This window comes from Commensalibacter sp. Nvir (genome assembly GCF_963921845.1).
In the GTDB taxonomy this organism is placed as follows: domain Bacteria; phylum Pseudomonadota; class Alphaproteobacteria; order Acetobacterales; family Acetobacteraceae; genus Commensalibacter.
Window position 1 is genome coordinate 14062 of sequence record NZ_CAWUGZ010000060.1, and the last position, 25235, is coordinate 39296.

Consider the following 25235-nt stretch of genomic DNA (forward strand, 5'->3'; position numbering starts at 1 on the left):
TAAGGGTGTCCCAACGTGCCATGGTTGTAATCCTTTATTATCCTCGCCAGGGGATACAATCTCGAAACTGTAGGCCTCATGACATCGGACAGCGTTTTATTTAATCATTATAAAAAAAAGGGTGGGTTAGAAGCCCTAACCTTAGGATTAATTCCTATCAATTCAAACAAACTGTATTAACATTTTTTTATTTGAGGATATGTATTTATGGATATAAAAAACAATAATAATTCGCCGTTAACGCCCAATCCTGGCTCTTTCATCACAGGTAATGGGGCAAAACCATTGGGAGGCACGGCTCCGTCTGAGGCACATTTATATGTCGCAGAATCGGATGAATATTTTGTAAAAATGAAAACGACGTTTACAGTGCCCAGCATACCTACCGATACCGCAGGAAATTACTATTTGTATTTATGGCCAGGCCTTCAATCCGCTAAATTGGGCATCTTTCAACCCGTTCTTGCTTTTCACAGCACCTATCCTTCTTGGTATTTGCACACCTATGCGATTGCTCCAAAGGGCAGCAGCACCCCCCATCAACAAGGGGCGGATTATGATGTTGCCGTGGGGACAGAATTAACCGGTGTCATTGAATTGACCCAGAAAACCGATAACGCTTATACCTACAAAGTCTCTTTTGAAGGCTATCCCGAAGCGACCAGCTGTTCCCAAACCTGGGAACTTCCTGCAACCATAGCCTGGCAGTATATTGAAAATTATTATGTTACGAAACGTACCCAATTCCCACAAGAAGACACGCTGCTGATGAAAGATATTCTATTGGTAACCAATAAGGGTACGTTAATAAACCTTCCCTGGAAATCCTCTACTCCTAAGATGGTTTATACCAATAAAAAAGTAATTCTACCCTATTGGAACCAATAACATACGACGGGCTTTGTGATGAAATGCAATGAATCGTAAAAGTGGCAGCTTCCCTTACTTTAGCCTTGATTTTCGTACCGCACAAAGCCACTACCGACGATGTTCGATTAAAAACTTTAGCTTATGTTTAAGGATACTACACGTTTAGGAAACGCAGGGGAATGTATCCTAAATTGCCATTATTTTACTCTTCTATTCCCCTTGCTCAGGGATTACATTTTCTGACCCTATCGTCAAACAACACCCTACAACGTTCCGACCCCTTTTGTAGGGATGGATCATGGAGCTCTTGGTCTTTGGTAGGCTAAAATTCTGACTGCACCCAAATCGCGAACGGATGAGGGGCATAGAAAAAGAACGACGCTAGGGTTGGTCAATGGCAGGCATAGCCTGCATTGGTAGATCAATTTCATCCAAATGTATCCCTTTTATCAATGTATAGCAAAGAAGATAGGCACGCCATTTATCCAAGGGCTTTGCTTTCAAACATTTTTAACGAGAGGGGAACGTCACGCTGCCATCGTTTTGGGTGAGGGTGGCGATATGTTTTTGTGTTTAACCTTATTTTTATTGAAAAATAAGGTGGGGTTAAAACCTTAGAACCTTAGGGTTAATTCCTATCAATTCAAACAAACTGTTTTAACAATTTTTATCTTAGGATATGTATTTATGGATATAAAAAACAATAATAATTCATCGCCAATGCCCATTCCAGGCTCTTTCATTATGGGTAAAGAGGTATCGGGAAATAAAATTCAATCCGATGCACATTTTTACCTGCCCAAAGGCGAATATATTGTAAAGATGAAAACGACGTTTACGGTGCCGAGTATTCCCACCGATACCACAGGAAATTACTTTTTGTATTTGTGGCCAGGAATAGCATCGGCCACTGCCGGTATTTTGCAACCCGTTCTTGCCTTTCACAGCACCTATCCTTCTTGGTATTTGCATACCTATGCGATTGCTCCGGCGGGCAGCAGTACCCCTCATCAACAAGGTAAAGATTATGACATTGCCGTGGGGACGGAATTAACCGGTGTCATTGAATTGACCGATAAAACCGATAGCGCTTATACCTACAAAGTTTACTTTGAAGGCTATCCCGACGAGACCAGTTGTTCCCAAACGTGGGAGGTTCCTTCAATCGTAGCCTATCAATTTATTGAACCTTGGTATGTTACGAAACGTGCCCAATTTCCACAGGAAGATACCCTTGAAATGCGGAATATCGAATTGTATACGAACACGGGTCAAGTCACCGATGTGAAATGGGTAACCGACAATCCCAAGGTGGTGTGTACCAGCGATAAGGTGATATTGCCTTATTGGAATAAATAAATCGAATTCCAAGTGGGTTGTGGGCGAGGATCGGGTTGCAATGCAAAGGGTAAAATGTTCAAGGAAGCGTATGTATTTTCCGTTTTTTCTGCAAACCCTATCCGCGCCTCTAACCGTACTCTATAACATTATGAAACAGTGCAGAATAGGGAATTAAGAACAACGCTAGAAGAAACAGCAGTCTTAGCTTTCCTAGACAAAAACTGTGTTTTTTTTCCAATAGAAAATTGTGCGTAAAGATAGCATTGAACGAAGCAGCCTAGGGACAGATGAGGGTAAATCATCGAAACGGTGAATGTTGACACATTTTGAATATTTTGATTAAAAATGTGCGGACGTGAATAAGGGGCCAATGATTGATCAGGATCCCTTAACAATCTTGCGAAAGGGGCCTCATCCTAACCGACGGGATTGATTTTCAGTTTCCTTAAGGAACCGCCTCGGTTTTTTTGGGAAGATTTATCCGCCAATAGGTTTCATTCATCTCAGGCCATATTTTTGGATTATACTGAGAATTTTGTCTCCACAGGGAAACTTCGTGCCGCCAAGAAGGGCCATCCACACTCAGGGGATGCGGATGCCTGTAATTGTATACGCCGACAAGGACAAGCCACCCCATTATTCCTTTCACTATCCTTTGATTTTGGGCGGGGAGATTAACGGACAACCGAAGCAAGGTCAAGCAAAACAAAGCCTGGGCAGCGTAAACGTAGCGTTCCCCCCCATAAGGATCAATGATGCTTATTCCCCCCCCAATGGCGCCATAGACCGCAATCGCAAGCAGCACCAATGCCGATGCCAAAAACCACAGCGCGTTGCGGCTATGACGATAAGCGATGGTGCAAACCAGCAAAAGCGTAAGGAGGGAACACCCGCACGCAAATAGAGGAAAATGATGGGTTAATCGTATCGCGTACAAATGAAAGATATACGGAATGACCCTGTGGGTTAAACCCGCAAAAGGAATAATGAGAAAACGCGTAAAAAAAACCGTTAAAAAATCAATCAGCGAAAACGAATAGTGTCGTGCGTTGCCAAAATGAGGGTCATAAAAAAACAACAGTTGGAGGGCACTGCTTAGCGAAAAAACACACAATTGTTCGAAACGCAGCCAACTTCTCTGGTATAGAACCCGCAGCCCATAAAGAAGCCCCAAAGGAATGGCGGACAAACCGCACAATGGGGTTAGAAAGAGAATTCCTAAGCGAAACCATCGTTGAACCGTCCGTTCTGTAGCCAACGTCAAAATAATGGCGCTGGCGAGGGAAAGTGAAAATTGTATATGCAAACTCTGTAAGGAAATTTCCGAGGTTTCGGGCACGAGCAGCAACAGCAGCGTGGCCCACACGCGCGTTTTAAAATCCGCAAGCCAAGCCTCGCGAGCGGTTAAGAGTAAATAAAGAGGAAGAAGCTGGAACGCCAATCCTATCGCGATGGTGACATAGGGCGCTTGGGGTAAAGGTGCTAGCCAAAACGCTAAAAGCGTTGCGGCATTGGTGGCCAAATTTAAATACCCACCATACGACGTAAACAAGGCAGTGGTAAAGGAACAGGTCCACGCGTTGTGAAAAAAAACAGTGCCTTCTTCCGCCCAAAATCGACCTTTTATGAGAATTTCTGGCGAACGGAGGCAGAGAAAAAACGCAAATATGCCTAGCAATAGGAACGTGTGTTGGGAACGGGTTTTGGGGATGATGGGCATGATTACGTATTTTTCTTATCGTTCATCAAAGAAGCAGGTGGAATTTTACTGAGTTTCTGGATAAAGGTGCCGAGGTGCCACACCAACAGTGCGGTTCCTAAAAAAGCAAGCATTAACAGCAAGGTTTTTAGAATGGAAGCGTTATGGGTGTGTAAAGAAACAGCTTCCATCCCCGTCATATGACCCATCATCACATAACCCAGTAACGCAGGTAAAGAGGCCAACGTGCCAATGAAATACGAGCGAACGGAAATAGAAGTCATTCCTAAGGCATAACTGGTAAGGGCGAAAGGCATAATGGGAGAAATCCGTAACAAACACACGAGTTTCCACCCTTCATGATGCATAAGATGATCGAACCGTTGCAATCGCGCGGATCGTGACAATAACCGTTCAATGGCGTTTCGAAACAAGGAGCGACTGAGGAAAAAAGAAATAAAAGCCCCGATTAAGGTGGCAAGGGTGGCGACAAGAAAGCCATTGAAAATGCCGTAACACACGCCTGCAACGAACGCACCGGTTGAAGCGGGTAATATCCCACAAAGGGCGATAATACTAAGGGCGATGATACACAATCCCAACCGTACCCCATAGGATTGGTTTTGCAGTTTTTCGATCCCTATCAAAATAGAGTTCGTAAGTTCCGAATGGTAGCCAAACAAAACGCCTCCTAAAAGGAATATCCCTACTAGGAGCGCTATCAAAAGTTGAGCCATCAATTTACGTTGCAGCGGATTCACCATACAATAAGTTTTCAACGGGTAAACGTCGTAACAGTTTTCGTATAAGAAGGGTTTTCAAAACCCAAAAATTATAAAATACATCGTATTCATAAGGGTTATACAGACATTTTTCTATAAACAACGGGAAGCAAGAAATTTAACTTTATAGGAGCCTAGTAAAGAGAAAGAGACTTTGCATGAGGTTGGCTTGATCGTTACCATGGGCGAGAATATAGAAAGCGTTTGAAGGTATTGTCTAGACTATTTAAGCACGAAAGCGGTGTTGTTCTAGCAATAGGCTTATGGAAATTGTTGCCTTTAATCATCAAACCGACGACACTATTTTTAGTATGCATCCAAGCGGGTGTAAGGAATCATGAAGTGTTAGGGTAACCTATAACGAACGTTCTGAGAAGAGTGCGCGCGTATTTTTTTGGATATCAAAGAAAAAAAAGGGCGTCAACCAACGCATAAGGATTGACCAAACGTTCCGTGTGTAGGGAAAAAGGATTGGGGTTAAAGGCAACGGCAAATTTTGCAACTCTATGGGATCACAAATGCACTAACGTATTAAGAAAGCCTATACAAAAAGTGCCCGTAAGCTTATGAGACAATTTTTGGGGGATAGGTGGGTTTAGGTTTAACAGCCAGCGCTTTTGTAGGTCCTAAGGCTTTTGCATTTCTTTTTGGAGAGGTTTATAAGGCATGCAGTCCGCGTAAAAAGCCTATAATGTGCTGTAGCCCCAAAAACAGTTGCTACGGGGTGGGTTCAAGCGGCTGGTAAAGTCTGGGTAGGTTAGGGTCAAGACGATAATAGTCAAATTCATTGTCTTGGGCGCGAAGGATACCCATGTGACAGGTTAATAATTTTAAACTCGGGAGGGTAGGCACAACACGATCGGTAGGGATTCCCTCATATACGTTCATTGGAAAACAACGGCGTTTGCTTTGGCAAAGATACAGGGCTTGGGTAAATTTATTCTTTTTCATAAATGATATTGCATCAATAAATGTCCCTGATGTAAGTACAAGGTAATTATTGTCCGTAGGGGATACAGAACGCACCACTTTTGCTCTGCACACGGGTCGACGGGCATGACACGGGGGAAGCCCGAAAATCACCCCAGCGACAAGGCTAAACAACAATAAATAGTTCATGAAAGATCGTCCTCATTGGGGTTTTAATGCATCAAGTATCTCTTGAAAGGCAACGAATGTATCCCATAGGTTTCAGGGATCTTATCGAACGTATAGATCACAAGCGTTTTATCGTGATACACTCGTTTGCCTATCACACAATTTAAAAAGCGATAGGCAGGCACATGGGGGGTTCGGGTTTTGGTGGGGCCATCCCATACGGTAAGGCGATAGGGAAAACAAAACCCTCTACGTTGGCAGATTTCTTCGTGCTTGGTGGATTTAATCGTGATGAAGTCATCAATGTTTTCAACAATCTGCCCCTTAGGGATGCGGATATAATCCGCGCCTTCAGGAAAATTAGCGTGTAGCGCTTGGACGGTGCAGGCCGTATCGACTGCCCACGCATGGGAAAACGTCATGAGGCAACCAATAAGGCAAATTATCCACCATTTCATAGCCTGAACTCCCGCTTTGTTTACGTTAGCCTATAAGGAAAATTCTTGTCGTTGAAGAGACAGTCTTACGTATCCTATGTATACATACAGGTTGGCTTCGTCTGGGTTCTTATGCAAAGAACATCGCAATAAAACCACAGAACGTAAGCGCATTTCTTCAGAAGGGTACTACGTTTTTGTTCTTCTCTAAAGCACGAGAGAGGGTGCCGAGCCATACAGTGTAACGTTTTCCCTCGGTTTAGCAAATTTTTTGCTCCATATTCTAGGGGTGTAAAGGAAGATACGAGCAAAAGCTAAACGCTCCATATTTTGATAAGAACGCACCGTTCATTGCCACCTTGTTCGATCTTTCTGCAAACTGTTCGTGAATTTTTGGATTATCACGAAAAAGCCATGTTACTGAACAGTGAAGCGACCATACATTCATGACCCTGTTGCAGTTAGCGGCACTTTTTTTATCACTTACCCCTGAAAGAAACGTTTTACACTAGAATATAAAATGGGTTCAAACGTAATAAATGCCAGCGCTTCCTCCCAAGCAACCCCTTTCTAAGCCTTTTGCTAAAAATACAGGTAATTTTTTGGGCTTAACTCAGCATCGCAGAAGTGGCGTTGCAACACGATGTTACCAGCGTTTTGTTTAATTTTCCATTTCGTAGTGGATAAATTTTTTGTTTTGTTCGCGATAAAATTGATAGGTTACGTCATGTTTTGTTCCATCACTAAAAAAAGCGACGGCTTTGCACGACACCTGAGTGGGTGTATGAGCGAGATTTTCAATGGCATCGAGGTCGATTACGGTCAAGCCTTGGTGCGAGGAATCGATGTGGTGATCCATTAGGTCTTTGAGGGATTTTTGTCCTTGGGCACTGCTGCACGTGGGTAAAGCCGTCAGGTAATGCATCATAGGACGTGCAAACGCAATCAACGCCAGCATACCCACAAGAGCGACCAGCATGATGCTTTCAATCGTTCGCCCCAGCCAATACAATCCCGATGAGGGGTATGCTGCGTTGGGATGGCCACACGAGGGGCAATACTTTGCCTGCGATGACATCGGTCGGTGACACAGTGGACAAGATACCAACTGTTTTGCATTTTCATTAGGCCAAAAGGCCATAATTAACAAAGCAAAACAAAATAGAAAAGTTGCAAGAACCCAACGCATGGAAAGCCCTTTACGCTTGGCCATCAAGTACGCGGCAAACGTAGATCCAAAGCACACTATGGCAAACATAAGGAGGAGCATCAGATCACCATTCGATGCGTTATGGGGTGAAGCGGACTGCGCAAAGGCGTGCATCGGGCAGAGCCAGCCTAGGAGAGCCATCATAACAATTCTTGCAGACATAAAACCACGCTTTCTTTAAAGAGGATCGTTTCTTAACCCATTATTGCCTCGGGCGCTTGCATGTTCGGTTAATTGCAACCATCAAAAACAGCACTATGAGTTGGATCAACCGTATCCTTTGTGGATCGTCATGCGGATCAAAGAACGGCTGCATACAACCTACTTTTATAAAAATCTTTAATCCAGACGTTAAAAACCATGTTTTTTTTGGATTGATCCTTTGTAAATTTGACAGGGGCAACACGTTGGTTAACGGGGTGGTTTCACGAGTAAAACACAAAAACGATAGGAACGTGGGTAGGGGGAAGAGAAAAAACAACTCAACATTTTGCCTTTAAAAGGGTTCATATCGACAATACGTTTAATTTTCTGCGGTTTTATCGGAAAGCATCATAAAGAAAACATGAAGCCGACCATTAATTGTCGAAAACGAGTACCCCCATATATGGGTGCTCTGATCGCTATAAGTCGCACGAGCCCCGCAACTTTCAAGTGTGTCAGAGGATATAACCGTGATGATATTATTTAGATCCACAAGGGTTAATTTTTTAGCCTGAGCCATAGGCGATTGGGCAAATTTTTGCATTAAAAGTGCTTTGCCTCGCTCACTATCACACGCCGGGATAGAAGGGTTGTCCACTGCATCGGATGATGTGGTCTGGGTTGACGCTGCGCCTTGGTTTGTATCGGATGCGACGGCTTGGGTTGACGCTGTGCCTTGGTTTGTATCGGATGATGTGGCTGGGGTTGAAGATATAAGTTGCGCATCATAATGATGTATAAGTATAAAAGTAATATACACACACCACAGCAAGTAAAAGGCGAAAATAACCAGTACCATCCGTTCAAAAAAAAGCCTGAAACGTTTTTTTGGTATTGTAGGGAGAGAATTGCCACAATGGGGACAGATTTTAACCTGCGCTACCCTATGTTTTTCAGATGAGACAAATGGGTTTGATTTATCATGCTCTTGCTTTTTATTAGCTAAGAATTGAAGAACGATGAAGGTAAAAGGGGTTAGAAGGTTTAGTAAAATCCACCAGGAACTATAGCCTTTGCGTTGCGTGGTAAAATAGCTCGCGATTAGGGTTGACACGATCATAATGAGCGCAAATATAAATGAAATTAAGATTATCGAAGATGGGGACATGGTGTGTACTCGTTTGAACTGGTAATGCTTTGAAGCAAAAATAACGCTTTAGGTTGTGAATTGGCGAAACGCTCTAAAATTGAATATTATTGCAAAATAAGAAGTATTTAAGCATGAAATTAAAAGTTAAAAGTCAGTGAGGGTTAACTCAACCGTTTTTATGTTGTCACGTGATTCTCGGTAAATCAACAAACAAAAACGTTACATGAACTCACGAGGAATGAGTGAAATACCAATTCATTCTCATACCAATGGACGTGTCCAGTCCATGCTTAACACTGTGCAAAGCCTAATCCATTTTACTAAGCGAGGATTGTTGTGGGCTGCCAGGCACACAATAAAATAAGCAAAGGGATGTATGTTATTGTTTAAAAAAAATCGTTACATGAACTCAAGAGGAATGAGTGAAATACCAATTCATTCTCAGACCAATGGACGCGTTCAGTCCATGCTAACACTGTGCAAAGCCTAATCGATTTTACTCAGCGAGGGTTGTTGTGGGCTGCCAGGAACACAATAAAGTAAGCAAAGGATTGTATGTTACGGTTTAAAAAAGAAACGGTAGCGATGGATTAATCGTCTGATGCTGGAGTAATACAAACCATTGATTGGGTATTAAATAATGGATGTGTATTGTATCTTTGTAACTTAGGGTTACTGACTTCATATAGGCTATTTAACCGTTCATCGTTGCAAAAATTCGATCCCCCTAAGGGTTGTAAAGTCATCTTGAAACGCGTGACACCAAAAAGGGTAAGCTTTTACGACTATTCTCTTTTTAACATCGATCTGGATTACTCTTAAGTTTTATTTTGTTACAGTTCAGAAAATTTTTTAGATCCGTTCATTAAATTGCGATTGAAAATTTGAACATGTAATTTCAAGACGCAATCGTTTTACTATGGTCTTACACAAATGCATTAACCGTTCATGATTGCTAAAAATCTACCTGGGCACGCCACTCTTGTCTTTAATATAAAGGACGTAAAACCTGCCCTAACACTCAGATTTAATTAAACCCTTCACTTGTAACTATAAAAGAGCTTTCAAATTGAGCCCACGTGTGCATTAAAGCACACCCAAAATCTCGGGACTTTACAAAAAGAATATCGTTGACGACACAATAGAATGCATAAGGTTCCGGGGGTTGGATAATCAGAGTCTTATAAAAGGCGAGGGTTTGCCTAAGTTTATACTTGAAAGACGTTGAAGTTCATTCAATGTTCTTTGGTATCTATGAAAAAGATTGAACTGTACAACGGGCGGGTGGCCAAGCAGTGTTACGGGATGCTTAAATAACAGGGTATAGCTTAAAATTTTCGAACGTTCTCATTGACCCTAAAAAGCCTTTGGTTCGTTATGGTTTTCTTTACAGTTATGCCCGAAGGAGTGAGAGCGATTGTATTCATTTTTATTCCGTATGAAAAAAAATACTGACGTTTAGGGGTGGTTTTCCTTTGGTGGTGGCGCTGCAACTAGAGGCTAGGGGTTGTATCAAACACGTGCCATAGGTGCAGGTATCGGCTTTGGCGTCAAAGACGCATTGCCCTTTATCAACAGCCATAGCGCTATGGTTGATCAACACTTGTTCAACCGGGGCAATGGGTAAGGGTTGACCCAGCAAATTGGTGGCGGTTAAACGCTTGAACGTGAAGCCAATGCTTTCATTCAAACCGTGATAAAACAAGACCATGTGGTCATTTTGTACGGTGATGGAGACGCTTTTACAATTAACATTGATCGTTTTCCCATCCAGCGTAATGCGAGACTCTGGGCTGCATTGGCCGGCATAATGTGCGATAGGTTCCGTTTTTGCATAGGAAATCATAGGGTAAACACTTAATGCGCATAAGGATGCGGGTAAAACAAATTTCATAAGCTTATCCTTTTGGGCTGCATTAAGAAAAAAATTAAAAAATTCGGTTGCTGGCGTTGCATCTAAAAATAAGGGGGTAAGGGCTTTTAAAGAGGGTATCCATTGCCTTGTGTGACGTCTTGACGCTAGGGCGTAACCGCGAACTCAGGTTTCATAACGTCAGACAATCCCGTAGGGATGGAATAAGGTATAAACGGTTCATCTGTATTATTTAAACCGTTCACTTCACGTTGACGACGGTGTAAAGATAGGAATCCCTATAAATGAAGAACGCTTAACAATGAAATGGCTTGAATAAAATAATAAAATGAAAAATTGACGTTTTGGTTTGAACTCTCGTGCGTATAAAACGTCAATTCTTTTTAGAAAAGAATTAGACCGGTTTCTTTATCAGATGAAAACCGCATAATTTTGTCCCGAAAGGATCCCTTAAATAGGCAACATAGCGTTTTAACCCCTCGGGATCGCGTATGCCCGGGGGATCCTCGATCGGTGTGCCGCCTGTTTCTTTGCCGGCCTTGAACCAACGGTCGACGTCCTCTTTGCTGTTTAACGCAAAACCCAGCGTATTTCCATTTCCAGGCGCGGTAGGTTTACCGTTAACGGGTTTGGTCACCAATAAAAATTGCCCATTTTTCCAATACATTAACCGCTGGTTTAAATCGATAATGGTTTTATCACACCCTATAATTTCAAAAAGGGCATCATAAAAGCGCTTTGATTTTGCAAGATCATCAGAACCGACAGCAACATGACTAAACATCGTAATTCCTCTCGTTGTTGATACATACGCTACACTTTGTTTAAGCCTATCGCTAAATATTCAGCGTGTCTATTGTCTTGTTTTCACTTTTTAGAAATCGTTCCAGATAGTGATTAAATGGCGTTTGATTTGAACCCCCAGGCAGAGGGGATCTTTGAGCGTAATCTTCACCTGTGTCTTGCAGCGAAGTTCCCTAGCAACGAAATCAAGTGCCATGCTGCCCATTTTCCGTTTTCTTTATGGTTTAACGAGTGGGCTTTCGTCTGCCCCAATCGCATGAAATTTGTGTGGATGGGATGCGTATCGTTACACATGTTGGAGGGACAGTCGAGGCTCGCTTTATTCCTCGTTTAATCGCAAGACGGTATAGCCGAAATCATTAACGGCATGTGCCACCAAGGGGGCAGTACACGACCGTTTTTGGTTTATATCCTAAGGGATAAAATGAAACGTATTTTGGATTAAGGGCTTACTTTTTCTGCATTCTTTAATGGCTTGAACAGAGGGCGTCATGGCTGGAAAAATAACAATAGGGTTTGCCAACTTAGGGGTCAGTAAATTGGAATCCATGGGTTGGAAATTAATTACCGATGGTATCAATCGTAACGCACGTTTTGGATTGTTTACCCAGTCGGGGAAACCTTTTTACGAAGGGTTGGTGGATTTTGATTCCAACATTAACGGGCTTAATGATTCCATCAAAATTGGGAACAAAGAACTTAACCCTTTGGCGGGGAAGGTCAAAGTAGACAGTCAAACCTTGATGGGTTTGGGGCAATCCAGTGCCGAGGTAGGGGTGATTGCATTAAATTACTCCCACACCGTTAGTTTGACCCAAGCCCCCGTTCAACATGGAAAATCCTTTTCGTTCAATCAAGAGGACAATCCTTGGCAAGGCCAAGTCACCTATGTATCCACCGGTACGGAAAAACAGCGATCCTATTTTGAACGTGCCGTTCATCAAGCGATACAATCGTTGCAACGTTTTGTGTTGGTTACCCCAGAAATGCATAAGGAAAACGTCAAAATCATGGGCATGAGCCTTAACCGGAGCACGCAATCGGGCCTACAATTAAATCAAGTTCAGCTGACCGTTCAGGAAGTCTTACACCTCAGCCAAGCGCAGGCTTGGAATAATATGAAAGCCCAACATGGGGACAGCCAAGACAGCGGGGTATTGCAACCCAAATCCGTCACCAGTTTGCAAGAACAAACCGCAAGGAAAACGTAATGCAGATCATTCCACTCAATCCTTTGGATGCCCAAGTGTTTTCGTTGCATCTCAGCGAAGATTCGTATCGGTTTCGTCTTGTCGATCGTGGAGACGTGGGCATGATGCTGGATGTGTATAAAAATGAAAACGAAGGAATTATGGGTATCCTATGTTTGGATCGCGTCCGTCTTATCCGCTCAGCTTATAAACGGTTTCCTGGGGAACTGATGTTTGCCGATCAACAAGGAACCATGAATCCTTACTATTTAGGCCTTAACCAACGTTTTCTTTTATATTACCTCAGTGATGACGAGCAAGAGGTAGGGTTATGAGCACGCTGCCCGCGCCCTTTGTCGGTAGCAAGAACGTGGGATTTTTTCAAAAAAATTTACTTCACTTTAGTTTTTTTCAAGAAAATCAATCCGATCCGCCCATTGAGTTTCATGGGCTCGACGCGCGCATGACCATTCAATATGCCGGGGGGAAAAGCTATCCGGTGCTCCACGCATCCATTTTTAACATCGCCGAACAATACCGGCATCGCCTGGCTTCGTTTGGTCAATACAACCAAACGGTGCCCAAAAAAAGATATTGGGTGCGCGTGTCTGCCAAACGTTCACAGGGAAAAAACGATCGGGTAAGTTACAGCCGGGTGTTTTCTGCCCCTTTGGTAACCACCTATACCGATTACCATCATGTCCCAGACATTATAACGGTGATTGAGGCAAAGCCCTTGGCTGGATTTAACCTCGTCGGCAGTCCTGCCGTGTCGTTCTCGGGGACGGTAACGGCTGAACAAATTGTTCGCACGATGGTCTCGAATTTTAAACAAAAATTTAGCTCCGATCCTGAATTGGGTACCGCTGAGCTTGAACACGTGGTCAACCACGGGGTTACCCATTCATTGACGAACCCGCATTATTATGGGGATATCAAAAGCCAACTGGATCGATGCGCCCACGATGCCAATTTTACCTATCACTTGCAAGACGGGTTTCTATACATGCGACCTTGGAACGCCACTGCCTCAGGATTAGAGCCCTTAAAGCTTTCTCCAAAAAGTGGCTTAATCGGTGATCCAGACTATTCCAGTCAAGGGCTGCACCTCAAGACGTTGTTTAACCCTTCTTTGCGTTTTGGACAGCCCATTTCCATTCAGGATAGCACTTCCCTTGCCAATGGAGTATGGACACAGATGATTTCTTTAACCCATCATCTTTCCACCACCCAATCAAGGGACCAATGGTTTACAGAACTGCAAGTTACCCGTTAAACAGCGCCAGAACCTTAACGCATTCTTTTATGGCGCTAGGGGTGCAGGAATAAAACGCTATAGTCTTATAGGACTTGCGGCGTAGAAAGAAAAAGCAAGCGGTAGCAACGATTTCATAACGCGGGATGGTTTGAAACGTTTTGCATCGCGCATGGGATCGTAAGGGGGGGAATGGCGAGGATAAGTAACCCATCGCGTATCGTTGGATTCTCTAGCGTTACAATCCTCAAGGATTACCCACCCAACACACTGAGTTTGTGGCGACGATCCGTTTGATATCCTAATCCTGTACAACACTTGGGGTAAATCCCCCCAAGAACCTCGTTTGTCTTGTCCAAACATAGGCAAACAAAATCAATAAGGTCTTTTCTGTTTTCAACGTTCTATCAACATTTGCGCAACCGCTGCGTTAATGGCAAAAATGACGATACAAGCGGTAACTGAAGTCTATTTCCTTCAAAAAGGACCCTTTCTATGGCACTTACCCCGACCAGCGTCAATACGCAAGAAAACGAGCTTTTGACCATTATAACCAGCCAGATCAATCAACTGAATACCGCAATGCCCGTTGAAGTTGTCGGGGTGGATACCCAACAGCACACGGTTCGTTTAAAGCCGTTGTTGGCGATGCTTGACAATGCATCCCAAGCGGTTCCCTATGGAATTCTCTCGAACGTGCCTTACCTTCGATTACAGGCAGGCGCCTATGGCATTATTTGTGATCCCAAAATAGGGGATAAAGGGGTGGCGGTTTTTTGTTCTAGGGATATTTCCAATGTCAGGCACAGCACGTTACCCGCCAGCCATCGCCAATACTCGATTTCGGATGCGGTGTATGTGGCTTTATTGCTCTATGAAGATCCAAAAACCTATCTAAAAATAGAAGACGAGACCATCACCGTTCAGTGCCAACATTTTACGGCGAACAGTCACGATGCAACCCTTGCCACCGTTGGAACGTTGAGCGTTCGTGCCGATACCCTCGAGATTACAGGAAAAATTACCATTCAAGGCGATGTTACCATCAGTGGCAACGCCACCATTGGCGGTATCTCGTTTAAAGATCACGTGCATGGCAATGGAAATCAGCGTGAAAATACCACCCCACCGAAGGGGTAAACTAAAATTTAAAGAATTTTTCATTTTGATAATCTTTAAAAAACACAAACGACGATGAACGTCTTGTGCATAAAACGCGTGTTACGTTATAAAAATAAAATTGGAAACCTGACGGTATGCGGACGTTTTCCACATGTGCTTAGGCTTTGCTTTGTCTTTAGTTTTTTAAACTAAGCAATGAAGGGCGGCACGTCAAACCGTGCAACGCGTAAGACCACGACGCGCTTCGTATCAAGGCCATTCCTTATGGGGGGTCTTTTGCTTATACATCACAGATGACGCACAACATTTCGTTGCATAGCGGACCCAAATAATATTGAGGGAAAATTTTTACTGGGCACGTCGTTATAATTGCTTGGGATAAAGCATACATAAAATCCACGCGTCCTTTTGGGATAGGCCCATATCCTATGGGTTTCGTTCAAATTGCGTTTGATTCATATCGTCGAGCGATCCATTTTACTCAGCTGACACCAATTCTATTCGCGTAAAGGATAGCAGGGCGTTACCGTTGGGCAAATTCTGCATGTTTAATGCAGGTTAAAAAATTCTATAAGCTTTGATGTAGGGTCGGTATGCGGTTCACCTCTATACGGTCGTGTGTGGGGTTTTAAGTTTACAGCGTAATCCACGCCATATTTGTTTTATCCAAGCGATCCAAGCAGCGATGCCTATTGCAGGGTTTAAACTGCTGTTTGGGACATGTCTTTTTAAGGGATTGCTATTCAATACGTTTGTTTCCTTTGCACACTCTGTACAGGAACATGTTTACCGAGGGGGATCATGACCGATTTATTATTAAGTGAAGCGTGGGATTTGACCGATGATGGCAGCGGAAATTTAGCCGTTACGCCATCTGAAGCCTATGCCATTGCGCAAACGGTGGCGAATGAGATCAAATTGTTCGCAACCGAAGGGTGGTACGATGAATCGCAGGGAACGCCGCATTTCGGAGCCATTTTGGGGGTTGATCCCAATTATGCCTTTATCAAGCAGACCTTGATGGCATGTGCTTCAAACGTTTACGGTGTACGCAGTTGCGACATGGATCTGTATATTGATGATCAACGACAACTGCATGGCAATCTTTTTCTTTATACCAACGATGGCACGACGATGAACGTCCAATTTTAAGATTGAAAGGTATTTGCTGGCTAGAGATAAAAAAGATTAAAGTACGTTTTGGATGGAGGGGCGGGTTCACGGTAAAGATACCCGGTTTTCTCATCATGCATTGCAAACAATTCCTAGGGTATATTGACGTAGGGCATAATGCTCAACGGCAATCGTTTGGGGTGATACCCATGCCCTTACAGAAATTGAGCGCATCAAGAGGTAAAAATTTAATGGTCTCAGATCACCTAAAATTCTTTATTCACCTTCAATCTTTTAAAAGAATAGGGCATCCGGTGTTTAGAAAGATTTGTATGGTTTTTAAAGATTTTCAAATGGTTCAGTGTTTCAATTTCCAGGCGTAGTTTCACCCAAACTTAGGGGGGTATCTGAATTTTAATCTAAAAAGCGTAGGTAAAACATTCAGTCGCCTACACCCCGTTCCACAGCGTTGCGACTTAAGGGGGTGCATTTAAAATTCTTTATTCACCTTCAATCTTTTAAAAGAATGGGGCATCCGGTGTTTAGAAAGATTTGTAGGTTTTTAAAGATTTCCAAATGGTTCAGTGTTTCAATTTCCAGGCGTAGTTTGACCCAAACTTAGGGGGGGTATCTGAATTTTAATCTAAAAGGTGTAGGTAAAACATTAAGTCGCTTACACCCCGTCCCACAGCGTTACGACTTAAGGGGATGCATTTGGGGATTAATACGATATAGGTGTTAAAGTGCTTGGATTGAATTAAAACCATACTCTTTGTTGCACAAAGGGGTTCATTTGATCAGAAAAAAATTGACCTTTTAATCTTAAGGCACTTTTACGGCAAACTTAATCAAGCTTGCCATTATTTCGTTTGAACGTTGTTTTAATGTTTGACTCTATACCCAGTTTTTGGCTGGATGAAAATACGGCGTTTCGGTAGCTGATACCCTTTTGTATGGGTTCATTCTTGTTCAATGACTATTAACAGCAATAAATCAATTCTTGTTTTGGATTAAGCGACCCTACCTCCTCGTAAAATTATACGCCCATATTTATGCATTCGATACTGCAGGCATCCAAAAATCCTCACCTATCACCACGTCCTTATTTCTTATTGCCCTACGAAAAGCATTTCTAAACTGTGATGAGTGCAAGGCCTCAGGAACGGGTAATGTTGTATGGCGCAAATGGCTCGGCATCACCTTGGTAAATGCAGCACGCTTCAGCACGAATTAACCATTTTTTGAATCATATCCTTATGGGCTAAGCAACTTGGATGCTCTGCGCCATGAATCATATTGTTATTACATAGCGCTTTATTGTAAAGGAACTTTTTTAATGTCTTCAAGTAAGACCAATATACCCGACGTGACGTGGACCGATACCGGTCTGCTTTTGCCTGAAGAAAGCGCCATTATTGAAGGGATGATTCAGGATTTTCAAAACGCATTCCAAAATAAACTGACGTTTTACAACGAACAAGGAGAGTTTTTACTCTCTACGCCGCAAGGTCAATTGGTGACGTCGTTATCCGCATTGATTTCCGATCGCAATCGGTTATTGGCGTATTACGTCAACCAAGTTGACCCCTCTTATGCCTTGGGGCGTATGCAAGATGGGATTGGTCGAATTTACTTTATCGAGCGAAGACCCGCCACCGCTACCGAAGTGGTGGGGGTGTGCACCGGTGGGGTTGGGGTGGTCATTCCCAAAGGAACCCTGGTGCAAGATCAATCCTCCAATCACTATCAAGCCGATCAGGCTTATACCATTGGCGATCAAGGGTCAATTTCCGTTACCTTTGTCTGCACAGAGTTGGGGGCTATTGCTTGCCCAGCCCATTCCTTGAAAATGGTTCAATTGATTGCGGGATGGGATCAAGTGGACAATCCCAATGCAGGGGTTATGGGACGGGCATTGGAAAGCCAACAACAATTTGAGCAACGCCGACGTGCCTCTGTGGCCAAAAATTCGGTTAACAGCGTGGACAGTATTATGTCCGGGCTGTTAACGCTGTTGGACAGCCAAAGCAATCCTGTTTGTCAAGACGCCTATGTGGTGGATAACAGCGGCGCTGCCACGGTGTCGTATGGTCAAGTCTCGTTAAAGCCGAATTCCATCTACGTCTGTGTATCCGCTCTGGACAGTGAAGCCAACCAGCAAGCCATCGCCAAAGTCATTTGGGCCAAAAAACCCCCTGGCTGCGATATGAATGGTGAACAGACCGTACGTATCGTGGATGACAGTGGGTTATACAGCACCCCCCCTGTGTATGAAATTACCTATACGTATGCACAAAGCGTGAATATAAAATTTAACGTCGTGATGTCTCGACCACAATTTTTACCCAGCGATGCCAGCAGTCAAATTAAAAATGCGTTGTATCGTGCCTTTTTGGGGGAAGATGGTTCCGTTAAACCCCGAATTGCCAGTCAGATCTTGGCATCCAGCTTTTACGCACCCATTCAAGCGCTAGGAAAATGGGCAAACATCATCAGCCTTCAAATCGGTAGAACCACAGGGGATAGCACTTCCCTTACCATGGGCATTAACGAGATGCCAACCTTAACCCAAGACGATATTCAGGTAATTTTTCAAGGGTAAGATTTTACGTAATGCATACCAGGGCTACACTGCATACGCTATGGCAATAAAACACATTAAGATACCGCTTTGAAGTGGCGCACAGGTTTTAAGGCTTAAGGCGTCTTTCTTGTATAACAAGATAGATTGTGAAATACTTATGGTTTAAATGCGTTATTTTTTGAAATTCGAACGTAAATAGAAGGGGAGAAAACATAGTTTTCAGACTAACATTGCGTTTATTTCATAAAACTAGAGTTCAAAAAGAGACCCATTGTAACAATAGTAAAACTCAAACTCTTTTATAATAATTGTTTATTGGTCGAATTTTAACTATTTTTTGAGTAATCCCGTCACGAAAGGGCGATACTTAAAGGGCTGAATAAACCTCTGACAGATTTTTTGCACTCCTTTTTCCAACGCCTATCGGGTGTTACGTTTTCGTAAAAAGAGCTCGACAGGACGGTCCCTTTTATAGCCCCACCTTACGTTACGTGCGGTCAGGTTTTAATAGGGGGGGAAAGCAATTCCTCCTCGATCCAAGGAACAATACATTTTCATGTACAGCCTTAAAGGCCAAAAGAGCGAATACTCTTTTGCATTTTGTAAACGTTGAAAAAACACCGGTTTGTTGAGCCTAAAGCCCCTTGGCATAGGGGGGGGGCCAGCAACTGTACCCATAGTGGCAAGCACAATTTTTATTTTTTGGAAAAAATTTCATGGTTGAAATCACAATTTTGAACCCAGACGCCCCCCCGGTATGTCTGGATCCACGGCAAACGGTGATTGCCCAATACGCCAATTCTCCCGTTTTATTAAGTGCGATTGATCATTTTTGCCAAGCCATGAAAATTTGTGGGTTCTTTACCGATTTTTATAATCATATCTGGAATATCGACACCGCTAACAGCCATGGGCTGGACATATGGGGCATTATCGTGGGGGTTAACCGCACGGTGGAAACCTTCACGGGCTTTTTCTGGGGGTTCAACGAAGAAACGTTGCTGCTGGCACGCCCGTATCACGACGACACAGGATACAATGACGGCTTGACCGATCCAACGGACCGGCGAACCGCTTTGGGCATGTTTCGCGACGAGCAAGAGCTAAAAGGGGAAGTTACTTTTGATGATGTTAATTTTAGGAAACTTATTCTTACCAAAGCCCATGCCAACATCAGTGATTACACCATAAGCGACCTTAACGCCATTTTAATGCTGTTGTTCGGGGACACGACCAAACATCATGAGGTCTATGTGCGCGATAACCACAATATGACGTTAACGCTGGTCCTCAATTGGATCCCCGACAGCGACGAAGTGGCGTTAATCATGAACTCTGGTATGCTTTTCCGCCCTGCAGGGGTGGAGTTGGACGTTACGTTTGTGGACATAGCGTGATGCGATACCGTTTACTATACAGATAGAACCGAATGTATTTATAAGAATACAACGAACACGCCTCTATTTTTTAACCGTTTAGGAGGCTTCACTCAGCCTATCGGCAAAATTTTGTAAGGCATCATGATGTAATAAATGTACCTTATTGGTCAAAGCCAGCTGGGTTGCAGCATTCGTATACGTAGCATTGGATACGACCAACGCATGTTGAGCGTCATAAAACGATCGAGCCGCCACTATTTCTTGCACGGCAGAATTACCGACCGGTGAGCTATATAGCTTGCATTGAATGACCATACGAATGCTATTCTTTACGGCAACCACATCCGCACCCTGATCGCCGCTCGCTTGCGTAGCCATGGCTTCCCAACCACATTGACGCAGTAATTTAGCACAAAATCGCTCATAATCATAAGGCTTCATGGTAGGAGAATACTGATCTGAGTCGTTAAGTGATTTTTCGATAAATTTCGATCTCGAAGTAACTTCCTCAATTTTAAGGATAAGGGATTCTTTTAACAGAGAATAGTAATGTGAAAGTTTGTGTTCGTTTAAAACGAACTGAATTCGACTTTCAAGAAATCGTTCCCGCTCATTATGCCATTTTTCACAATTCCACGTTCCATACTCATCTTGAAACGATAATTGCGACCGCTTGATGGATAAAGCCAGAGCATTTTTTTCAATGTCTTCTTCACAACAGTTCCTCGCCTTATCCAAATTGTCTTGCGCAACCGTATTATAATCCGAGGTAACTTCCTCAATTTTAAGGATAAGGGATTCTTTTAACAGAGAATAGTAATGCGAAAGTTTATGTTCATTTAAAACGAACTGAATTCGACTTTCAAGAAATCGTTCCCGCTCACTATGCCATTTTTCACAATTCCACGTTCCATACTCATCTTGAAACGATAATTGCGATCGCTTAATGGATAAAGCCAAAGCATTTTTTTCGATGTCTTCTTCACAACAGTTCCTCGCCTTATCCAAATTGTCTTGTGCAACCGTATTGTAATCCGAGGTAACTTCCTCAATTTTTTTTAAAATAAGATCATGAAGGGAAGCATAAAAGGGGAGGAAATCATGCGCTGTTAATAAAGGTTTTATTCTACTATCGATAAATCTATCAATTTCTGGAACCCATTTTGTGTGATACCACGTTCCATATTCGTCTTGATAAGAAAGCGCCGCTCGCTTTAAGGTTAAAATATGCGATTGCGCTTCAATTTCATTCATACAGAGATGGGTAGCAGTAATAATTTGCTCTTCCATCCATTGGTTTTGCAATTTTTGCTGTTTTTTTTGACGTTTTTTCTCATAATATTTATGGGCGATACGATAAAAAGGAGTAAGCACAATAAAAAGAACAAAAAGAATTAAGAGAATATTGCCCATAAGCAGGTTTTCCTTATGGTGCGGCGTTTCATTACCTTTAGGTTCTGAAGCCTGTAAAAGATTTTGAGGAGGATTAGGGGTAGGGTCAATCTGGGATTTGGAGGGTGCAGGTGTCTCAGAGAGGACAGATGTTTTAAAGGGTGCAGGAAAATCCGACAGTTGATGGAGATCGATATAATTCAAAATAGAAGTAATGGATTGGGAAGTCCCCTTTAAAGAAAGAGGGATCCGCGTTTCATCAAATTCAATGGATCCCTCTTTCTTTGACGTTAACGCGTGTACAAAGGCCTTGAGTTCGTCGCCTTCTAAAGGGTAAATGAAGGAAACTTTATTCGGATCGTTCTGTACATCTTCTTTGCTAAGCGTTAACGCATAGTCGTCGATAGAAAAATTTATTTGAGCATTATCACCAATAAGATACCCCTCTTTTTCAATCGCAACGTTAAGCCTAGCGCTTTCGTTGGGTCGCAGTATAAGCGCCAACGCCGCGTTATTTTCATGACCGCTGAGGGTAAATTGGTTGCTTTGATCATCCACTACGGTTTGCCATATACCAGTATGGCTTAGCGTCTGTATCTCTGCCCAACAATAAGGGGAAAAACTTAAAAAAACGAGACTAAAAAAAACAATTAAATAGCGTTTCATTGTTAACTTAAATGAGGTAATGCTAGAATCTAAGGCGCTATAAAGCACGCATTTTTTATATTCAAGAGCATAAAGAAAATAGATAAAAAGAAAAGTGTTTTTTGCACCAGCGTGGTGCTTTATTGCTCTTTGTGGTACGTAAACAGTTTCGATTTCAAAGTAAAATTTAACGTTAAGTCAATTGATATGTAAAGAAAATCTTACGTTCAATACACTCATCTCAGTAAATCTCTCAAAAGCTATTGCGATGCGTTGGTAAGGCAATCCTTAACTTTGCTTTGTACTCTTTCGCATACCCTATTATGGGCAAGCTTAACGCCATCCTTTTAGGTTTATGCATAAACCTAAAATTGTAATGCGTTTGACCCATGCTTATCCTCTGTAACACCCCCCTTACAAATGCAATACGCCTAAAATACGCTAATCCAAGCCTAACTATTCAACTGACTTAATTTTGAGAGGTATTATTACTATGGCTTTAGCTAGACCCACTCCCTTTTTGTCGAAATGGGCAGAAAACGGCAAGCGCTTTGACGTGCCGGACAGTGGTGGCGATATCGCCAATGGCAAGGCGGATATTCAAACGGGCTTTCCTGAAATTACCATGACGTCGGTATTAAAGGGGGGCGTTCCCCCTTGGGGACAAGACCATAATGGGATCCTCTATCAAATCACGCAAAGCATTCAATGGATGCAAGCGGGGGGCTTGGGAACTTTTGACCAGGATTTATGCAATAAAACGGGCGGCTATCCTGTGGGGGCGATTGTGCAATCCAGTGATACGACCAAGCCGTGGGTTTTGTGGCAGAATTTACAAGATGGCAACACCGTGGATCCCAATGGCTTAAAAATTAATAACGCCAATCCGCAACAAAACTGGGTGCGCTATCCCGTGATCTCCGTTCAAAGTGGCAGCATTTTATATTTTGATGATGACGGGAAACTGCAAGCCGCATCGCCGACTATCACGACCATAAAATACGTCTCTTCTTCTCTGGGCAGTGACGATACCGGCGATGGCAGCAAGGACAAACCTTTCTTTTCCATTGCCAAAGCCATTGAGCAAAGTCCTGGCAGTGGGGCGATTACGATTTATTTATATTGTTTGGACAATCATTATTGGTCGCCCGATGGAAAGTCTAGTCAGAGCGATGGAGAGTATTTGGACATCGGATCGAGGAAAATAAAATTTCAACCCTATGATAAAAATGATAAATATTTTTCTATCGAAACAGATATGGCCAATAGATTTCGAGATGGGACTAATGCGTTTTGTTTGAGCAATACCTATTTAAGTAGCATAGGTTTGGGCCGCCCTAAAATCACACTGGTCTGGATGTATGTTCAAACTTGGAACGGTACAGAGATGGTGACGACGTATACGCAATTTTGTGGATGCGATGGAACCAAAAAAGATTTTTCGTTACAATTTTTTGGGGTTGAATTTGTTATTGATCGGGTAGATGAACTAAGTCGTGAGGATTTAAACTTAACGGCCGGATGGGGCGCCAATGGGGGGGAATATAATTTTATAGGATGTATCTTTAATAGCCTCCCTCATACGGGAGTTCATTTTTTGTTAGGGGGGGCTGGAAACTATGATAGCAGCTATACGTTTGACTATTCCAATTTTTTCACCGATAGTCCGGGTGATGCGAAATTAGCCGGTTATGTTTCCACCCTTTCTTTGTTTGTGGGTAACGATGCCGAAGAATATACCCTGACGGGAACCGATTACGTGGTGATGAAGTCCAATCAACGCACATTTATCTCCAGTTCGAAAAGTTGGTACGATGGGTTGGATATTATCCAAACGCCCAGCCCGCGCTATGCACTTATTAATCCCAACATTGAAATCAAGTAACTCCCATGAAAATTTTACCCCAATTCCGCCTCAGTCCCCATCGCATCCGCAAGGCAATGCGGCGGAGGGAGACAGGCGTTACCCGTTTCCCTACCAAATCCGTACCGGATTACTTGGATTATACGATTGATTTTTCCCCTTTATTGCAGCAAGGGGAAACGATGGTTAAAGGATCGGTGCGGTCGTCCTCTAGGGATTTAAAGATTGAACACGTATATGCCCACGCGACCTACGTTACGGCTTTCCTCAGTGGAGGGATAGAGAATGCTTCGTATTATCTCCAGTTTATTGCCAAAACGTCGTTCGGTTCGGTATTTATGCACGATGGTATCGTCTCGGTGCAAGGCACGGGTCAACCCCAGCCCCATGTGTATTCCTATCAATCGTGGCAACCCGTCTCCTGCATTCCTAAAGATAAACCTCCTTTGAACGCGTTGAAATTAAATCATGCTTATCTGTTAAACCCACAAGGCCATGTTATGGTGAAGTAAATGAAACCCAATTCTTGCCAAGATATCCCCTGCCTCAGCGCGTTACCTTTAGATCAAGACGCCTATGAAGTCTCTTCCGATAAGGTCGCCACCATCGCACACAGCGACATCATCTTACCCACCGATCAACTGTTTATTCTGCGTCAGCATCACGACCATACGGATTTGTATCAAGCATCGTTGGCAGAGTTCAGTCCCGAAGCCTCGTTGCTACTATTGCAAAAAAAGCGGTGCAGGCGATGCCCCGAACGGATCCAGCCGATGGAATGTCCTTGTGGTTGAATAACGGCGCCATTTGTTTGGCCAGTGGCGATGCCAATCAACTGGGCACCCTGTCGCCCCCCGCCATGAAGCAATCCTTACAAGCCGTTATGGATACGCTACCCACCCATGACCCTGGCGATGGATCGCCTTGGCTGAACGGTGGCGTATTGATGCGCGGAACGCTCAAAACCCCTTAATGCTACGGCTTAGTTTAAAACCTCATTCACAACCCCTCTTCATAACCGTCCCCAAAGGGCGGTTTTTTTTATGACACAAAGGAATACCACTCATGTCTTGTTATTCACAAGGAAGTCAAATTATTATCGTTCCCGGTGGCTGTTTGGATCATCGCGAAATCCATCTGCAATGCAAATCCCCCCAAGAACGGGTTACCTATCGATTTTCGCTAGCCAATCGTTTGGCCCCTAACGATTTCATTGTGGATGTCACGGCGTGGCCTTCGGACGAACAGGTGGGGATTGATGCCTTTCACGTGAATGGGCAGAC

29 protein-coding genes are annotated in these 25235 nt (G+C 43.2%); 16 read left to right on the forward strand and 13 right to left on the reverse strand.

Features of this window, described 5'->3' with window-relative positions:
* Positions 1–207: 207 nt before the first annotated feature.
* From AABE15_RS04360 to AABE15_RS04370, 3 genes are all read left to right on the forward strand, one after another.
* Positions 208–888, forward strand: coding sequence for a hypothetical protein (locus AABE15_RS04360; protein WP_338330060.1), 681 nt, complete (start codon positions 208–210; stop codon positions 886–888).
* Positions 889–1049: 161 nt separating this feature from the next.
* Positions 1050–1196 (forward strand): hypothetical protein, encoded by a 147-nt coding sequence (locus tag AABE15_RS04365; RefSeq protein WP_338330061.1) that lies wholly within the window; start codon positions 1050–1052, stop codon positions 1194–1196.
* 361 nt (positions 1197–1557) lie between these two features.
* The gene (locus AABE15_RS04370; RefSeq protein ID WP_338330062.1) at positions 1558–2229 is read left to right on the forward strand and encodes a hypothetical protein; all 672 of its coding nucleotides are present in this window, start codon (positions 1558–1560) and stop codon (positions 2227–2229) included.
* A 427-nt stretch (positions 2230–2656) separates the two neighbouring features.
* On the opposite strand, the gene AABE15_RS04375 is transcribed toward AABE15_RS04370, so the two are convergent.
* From AABE15_RS04375 to AABE15_RS04395, 5 genes are all read right to left on the reverse strand, one after another.
* Positions 2657–3931: a hypothetical protein gene (locus AABE15_RS04375; RefSeq protein WP_338330063.1), complete on the reverse strand. Its 1275-nt coding sequence runs from the start codon at positions 3929–3931 to the stop codon at positions 2657–2659.
* Positions 3932–3933: 2 nt separating this feature from the next.
* A complete protein-coding gene (locus tag AABE15_RS04380) occupies positions 3934–4674 on the reverse strand; it encodes a VTT domain-containing protein (RefSeq protein WP_338330064.1) in 741 nt (246 codons plus the stop codon).
* Positions 4675–5409: 735 nt separating this feature from the next.
* Positions 5410–5811 carry a hypothetical protein gene (locus tag AABE15_RS04385; RefSeq protein WP_338330065.1) on the reverse strand — a complete coding sequence of 134 codons (402 nt, stop codon included), beginning with the start codon at positions 5809–5811 and terminating at the stop codon, positions 5410–5412.
* A gap of 23 nt (positions 5812–5834) precedes the next feature.
* Positions 5835–6248 carry a hypothetical protein gene (locus tag AABE15_RS04390; protein WP_338330066.1) on the reverse strand — a complete coding sequence of 138 codons (414 nt, stop codon included), beginning with the start codon at positions 6246–6248 and terminating at the stop codon, positions 5835–5837.
* 186 nt (positions 6249–6434) lie between these two features.
* Positions 6435–6572 (reverse strand): hypothetical protein, encoded by a 138-nt coding sequence (locus AABE15_RS04395; protein ID WP_338330067.1) that lies wholly within the window; start codon positions 6570–6572, stop codon positions 6435–6437.
* Between the two features lie 194 nt (positions 6573–6766).
* On the opposite strand from AABE15_RS04395, the gene AABE15_RS04400 reads away from it, so the two are divergent.
* Positions 6767–6892: a hypothetical protein gene (locus tag AABE15_RS04400; RefSeq protein WP_338330068.1), complete on the forward strand. Its 126-nt coding sequence runs from the start codon at positions 6767–6769 to the stop codon at positions 6890–6892.
* On the opposite strand, the gene AABE15_RS04405 is transcribed toward AABE15_RS04400, so the two are convergent.
* The 4 genes from AABE15_RS04405 to AABE15_RS04420 all read right to left on the reverse strand — a co-directional run bounded on the left by AABE15_RS04405 (position 6889) and on the right by AABE15_RS04420 (position 11388).
* Positions 6889–7599, reverse strand: a complete 711-nt coding sequence (locus tag AABE15_RS04405; protein ID WP_338330069.1) for a zinc ribbon domain-containing protein — start codon at positions 7597–7599, stop codon at positions 6889–6891. The two genes, AABE15_RS04400 and AABE15_RS04405, sit on opposite strands and share 4 nt — an antisense overlap.
* A gap of 361 nt (positions 7600–7960) precedes the next feature.
* A complete protein-coding gene (locus AABE15_RS04410) occupies positions 7961–8749 on the reverse strand; it encodes a hypothetical protein (RefSeq protein WP_338330070.1) in 789 nt (262 codons plus the stop codon).
* Between the two features lie 1411 nt (positions 8750–10160).
* Positions 10161–10625, reverse strand: a complete 465-nt coding sequence (locus AABE15_RS04415) for a hypothetical protein (RefSeq protein WP_338330071.1) — start codon at positions 10623–10625, stop codon at positions 10161–10163.
* Positions 10626–10998: 373 nt separating this feature from the next.
* Positions 10999–11388 (reverse strand): VOC family protein, encoded by a 390-nt coding sequence (locus AABE15_RS04420; protein WP_338330072.1) that lies wholly within the window; start codon positions 11386–11388, stop codon positions 10999–11001.
* A 251-nt stretch (positions 11389–11639) separates the two neighbouring features.
* Here AABE15_RS04420 and AABE15_RS04425 point away from each other — a divergent pair, with 251 nt between their 5' ends.
* The 4 genes from AABE15_RS04425 to AABE15_RS04440 all read left to right on the forward strand — a co-directional run bounded on the left by AABE15_RS04425 (position 11640) and on the right by AABE15_RS04440 (position 13874).
* A complete protein-coding gene (locus AABE15_RS04425) occupies positions 11640–11771 on the forward strand; it encodes a hypothetical protein (protein WP_338330073.1) in 132 nt (43 codons plus the stop codon).
* Between the two features lie 128 nt (positions 11772–11899).
* Positions 11900–12619: a hypothetical protein gene (locus tag AABE15_RS04430; protein WP_338330074.1), complete on the forward strand. Its 720-nt coding sequence runs from the start codon at positions 11900–11902 to the stop codon at positions 12617–12619.
* Complete coding sequence (locus tag AABE15_RS04435) at positions 12619–12933, forward strand: hypothetical protein (RefSeq protein ID WP_338330075.1); 315 nt, start codon at positions 12619–12621, stop codon at positions 12931–12933. Before AABE15_RS04430 ends, AABE15_RS04435 begins: the two co-directional genes overlap by 1 nt.
* Complete coding sequence (locus tag AABE15_RS04440) at positions 12930–13874, forward strand: baseplate hub protein (RefSeq protein WP_338330076.1); 945 nt, start codon at positions 12930–12932, stop codon at positions 13872–13874. The genes AABE15_RS04435 and AABE15_RS04440 overlap by 4 nt, the downstream gene beginning before the upstream one ends.
* Before the next feature lie 57 nt (positions 13875–13931).
* On the opposite strand, the gene AABE15_RS04445 is transcribed toward AABE15_RS04440, so the two are convergent.
* Positions 13932–14216, reverse strand: coding sequence for a hypothetical protein (locus AABE15_RS04445; RefSeq protein ID WP_338330077.1), 285 nt, complete (start codon positions 14214–14216; stop codon positions 13932–13934).
* Between the two features lie 132 nt (positions 14217–14348).
* Here AABE15_RS04445 and AABE15_RS04450 point away from each other — a divergent pair, with 132 nt between their 5' ends.
* Positions 14349–14993 carry a Gp138 family membrane-puncturing spike protein gene (locus AABE15_RS04450; RefSeq protein ID WP_338330078.1) on the forward strand — a complete coding sequence of 215 codons (645 nt, stop codon included), beginning with the start codon at positions 14349–14351 and terminating at the stop codon, positions 14991–14993.
* A gap of 588 nt (positions 14994–15581) precedes the next feature.
* Here AABE15_RS04450 and AABE15_RS04455 read toward each other — a convergent pair.
* A complete protein-coding gene (locus AABE15_RS04455; protein ID WP_338330079.1) occupies positions 15582–15722 on the reverse strand; it encodes a hypothetical protein in 141 nt (46 codons plus the stop codon).
* A gap of 54 nt (positions 15723–15776) precedes the next feature.
* Between AABE15_RS04455 and AABE15_RS04460 the strand changes: the two genes are divergently transcribed.
* Positions 15777–16127, forward strand: a complete 351-nt coding sequence (locus AABE15_RS04460) for a hypothetical protein (RefSeq protein ID WP_338330080.1) — start codon at positions 15777–15779, stop codon at positions 16125–16127.
* Between the two features lie 1011 nt (positions 16128–17138).
* Here AABE15_RS04460 and AABE15_RS04465 read toward each other — a convergent pair.
* Entirely contained in the window at positions 17139–17315 is a 177-nt protein-coding gene (locus tag AABE15_RS04465; protein WP_338330081.1) for a hypothetical protein, read from the reverse strand.
* A 109-nt stretch (positions 17316–17424) separates the two neighbouring features.
* Here AABE15_RS04465 and AABE15_RS04470 point away from each other — a divergent pair, with 109 nt between their 5' ends.
* Positions 17425–18690 (forward strand): baseplate J/gp47 family protein, encoded by a 1266-nt coding sequence (locus tag AABE15_RS04470; protein WP_338330082.1) that lies wholly within the window; start codon positions 17425–17427, stop codon positions 18688–18690.
* A 698-nt stretch (positions 18691–19388) separates the two neighbouring features.
* The gene (locus AABE15_RS04475; RefSeq protein ID WP_338330083.1) at positions 19389–20069 is read left to right on the forward strand and encodes a DUF2612 domain-containing protein; all 681 of its coding nucleotides are present in this window, start codon (positions 19389–19391) and stop codon (positions 20067–20069) included.
* 78 nt (positions 20070–20147) lie between these two features.
* On the opposite strand, the gene AABE15_RS04480 is transcribed toward AABE15_RS04475, so the two are convergent.
* Entirely contained in the window at positions 20148–22109 is a 1962-nt protein-coding gene (locus tag AABE15_RS04480; protein WP_338330084.1) for a restriction endonuclease, read from the reverse strand.
* 472 nt (positions 22110–22581) lie between these two features.
* Here AABE15_RS04480 and AABE15_RS04485 point away from each other — a divergent pair, with 472 nt between their 5' ends.
* From AABE15_RS04485 to AABE15_RS04500, 4 genes are all read left to right on the forward strand, one after another.
* A complete protein-coding gene (locus AABE15_RS04485) occupies positions 22582–23973 on the forward strand; it encodes a hypothetical protein (RefSeq protein WP_338330085.1) in 1392 nt (463 codons plus the stop codon).
* A gap of 5 nt (positions 23974–23978) precedes the next feature.
* Positions 23979–24464, forward strand: a complete 486-nt coding sequence (locus AABE15_RS04490) for a hypothetical protein (protein ID WP_338330086.1) — start codon at positions 23979–23981, stop codon at positions 24462–24464.
* 239 nt (positions 24465–24703) lie between these two features.
* Positions 24704–24925, forward strand: coding sequence for a hypothetical protein (locus AABE15_RS04495; protein ID WP_338330087.1), 222 nt, complete (start codon positions 24704–24706; stop codon positions 24923–24925).
* A 92-nt stretch (positions 24926–25017) separates the two neighbouring features.
* The coding region (locus AABE15_RS04500) for a hypothetical protein (RefSeq protein ID WP_338330088.1) at positions 25018–25235 on the forward strand (218 nt) is incomplete at its 3' end.

What these genes read in the sequence shown, in the direction of transcription:
- AABE15_RS04360 (WP_338330060.1), top strand. Translation starts at nt 208, where the DNA reads ATGGATATAAAAAACAATAATAATTCGCCGTTAACGCCCAATCCTGGC.
- AABE15_RS04365 (WP_338330061.1), top strand. Translation starts at nt 1,050, where the DNA reads ATGTATCCTAAATTGCCATTATTTTACTCTTCTATTCCCCTTGCTCAG.
- AABE15_RS04370 (WP_338330062.1), top strand. Translation starts at nt 1,558, where the DNA reads ATGGATATAAAAAACAATAATAATTCATCGCCAATGCCCATTCCAGGC.
- AABE15_RS04375 (WP_338330063.1), bottom strand. Translation starts at nt 3,931, where the DNA reads ATGCCCATCATCCCCAAAACCCGTTCCCAACACACGTTCCTATTGCTA.
- AABE15_RS04380 (WP_338330064.1), bottom strand. Translation starts at nt 4,674, where the DNA reads ATGGTGAATCCGCTGCAACGTAAATTGATGGCTCAACTTTTGATAGCG.
- AABE15_RS04385 (WP_338330065.1), bottom strand. Translation starts at nt 5,811, where the DNA reads ATGAACTATTTATTGTTGTTTAGCCTTGTCGCTGGGGTGATTTTCGGG.
- AABE15_RS04390 (WP_338330066.1), bottom strand. Translation starts at nt 6,248, where the DNA reads ATGAAATGGTGGATAATTTGCCTTATTGGTTGCCTCATGACGTTTTCC.
- AABE15_RS04400 (WP_338330068.1), top strand. Translation starts at nt 6,767, where the DNA reads ATGCCAGCGCTTCCTCCCAAGCAACCCCTTTCTAAGCCTTTTGCTAAA.
- AABE15_RS04405 (WP_338330069.1), bottom strand. Translation starts at nt 7,599, where the DNA reads ATGTCTGCAAGAATTGTTATGATGGCTCTCCTAGGCTGGCTCTGCCCG.
- AABE15_RS04410 (WP_338330070.1), bottom strand. Translation starts at nt 8,749, where the DNA reads ATGTCCCCATCTTCGATAATCTTAATTTCATTTATATTTGCGCTCATT.
- AABE15_RS04415 (WP_338330071.1), bottom strand. Translation starts at nt 10,625, where the DNA reads ATGAAATTTGTTTTACCCGCATCCTTATGCGCATTAAGTGTTTACCCT.
- AABE15_RS04420 (WP_338330072.1), bottom strand. Translation starts at nt 11,388, where the DNA reads ATGTTTAGTCATGTTGCTGTCGGTTCTGATGATCTTGCAAAATCAAAG.
- AABE15_RS04430 (WP_338330074.1), top strand. Translation starts at nt 11,900, where the DNA reads ATGGCTGGAAAAATAACAATAGGGTTTGCCAACTTAGGGGTCAGTAAA.
- AABE15_RS04435 (WP_338330075.1), top strand. Translation starts at nt 12,619, where the DNA reads ATGCAGATCATTCCACTCAATCCTTTGGATGCCCAAGTGTTTTCGTTG.
- AABE15_RS04440 (WP_338330076.1), top strand. Translation starts at nt 12,930, where the DNA reads ATGAGCACGCTGCCCGCGCCCTTTGTCGGTAGCAAGAACGTGGGATTT.
- AABE15_RS04445 (WP_338330077.1), bottom strand. Translation starts at nt 14,216, where the DNA reads ATGTTTGGACAAGACAAACGAGGTTCTTGGGGGGATTTACCCCAAGTG.
- AABE15_RS04450 (WP_338330078.1), top strand. Translation starts at nt 14,349, where the DNA reads ATGGCACTTACCCCGACCAGCGTCAATACGCAAGAAAACGAGCTTTTG.
- AABE15_RS04460 (WP_338330080.1), top strand. Translation starts at nt 15,777, where the DNA reads ATGACCGATTTATTATTAAGTGAAGCGTGGGATTTGACCGATGATGGC.
- AABE15_RS04470 (WP_338330082.1), top strand. Translation starts at nt 17,425, where the DNA reads ATGTCTTCAAGTAAGACCAATATACCCGACGTGACGTGGACCGATACC.
- AABE15_RS04475 (WP_338330083.1), top strand. Translation starts at nt 19,389, where the DNA reads ATGGTTGAAATCACAATTTTGAACCCAGACGCCCCCCCGGTATGTCTG.
- AABE15_RS04480 (WP_338330084.1), bottom strand. Translation starts at nt 22,109, where the DNA reads ATGAAACGCTATTTAATTGTTTTTTTTAGTCTCGTTTTTTTAAGTTTT.
- AABE15_RS04485 (WP_338330085.1), top strand. Translation starts at nt 22,582, where the DNA reads ATGGCTTTAGCTAGACCCACTCCCTTTTTGTCGAAATGGGCAGAAAAC.
- AABE15_RS04490 (WP_338330086.1), top strand. Translation starts at nt 23,979, where the DNA reads ATGAAAATTTTACCCCAATTCCGCCTCAGTCCCCATCGCATCCGCAAG.
- AABE15_RS04495 (WP_338330087.1), top strand. Translation starts at nt 24,704, where the DNA reads ATGCCCCGAACGGATCCAGCCGATGGAATGTCCTTGTGGTTGAATAAC.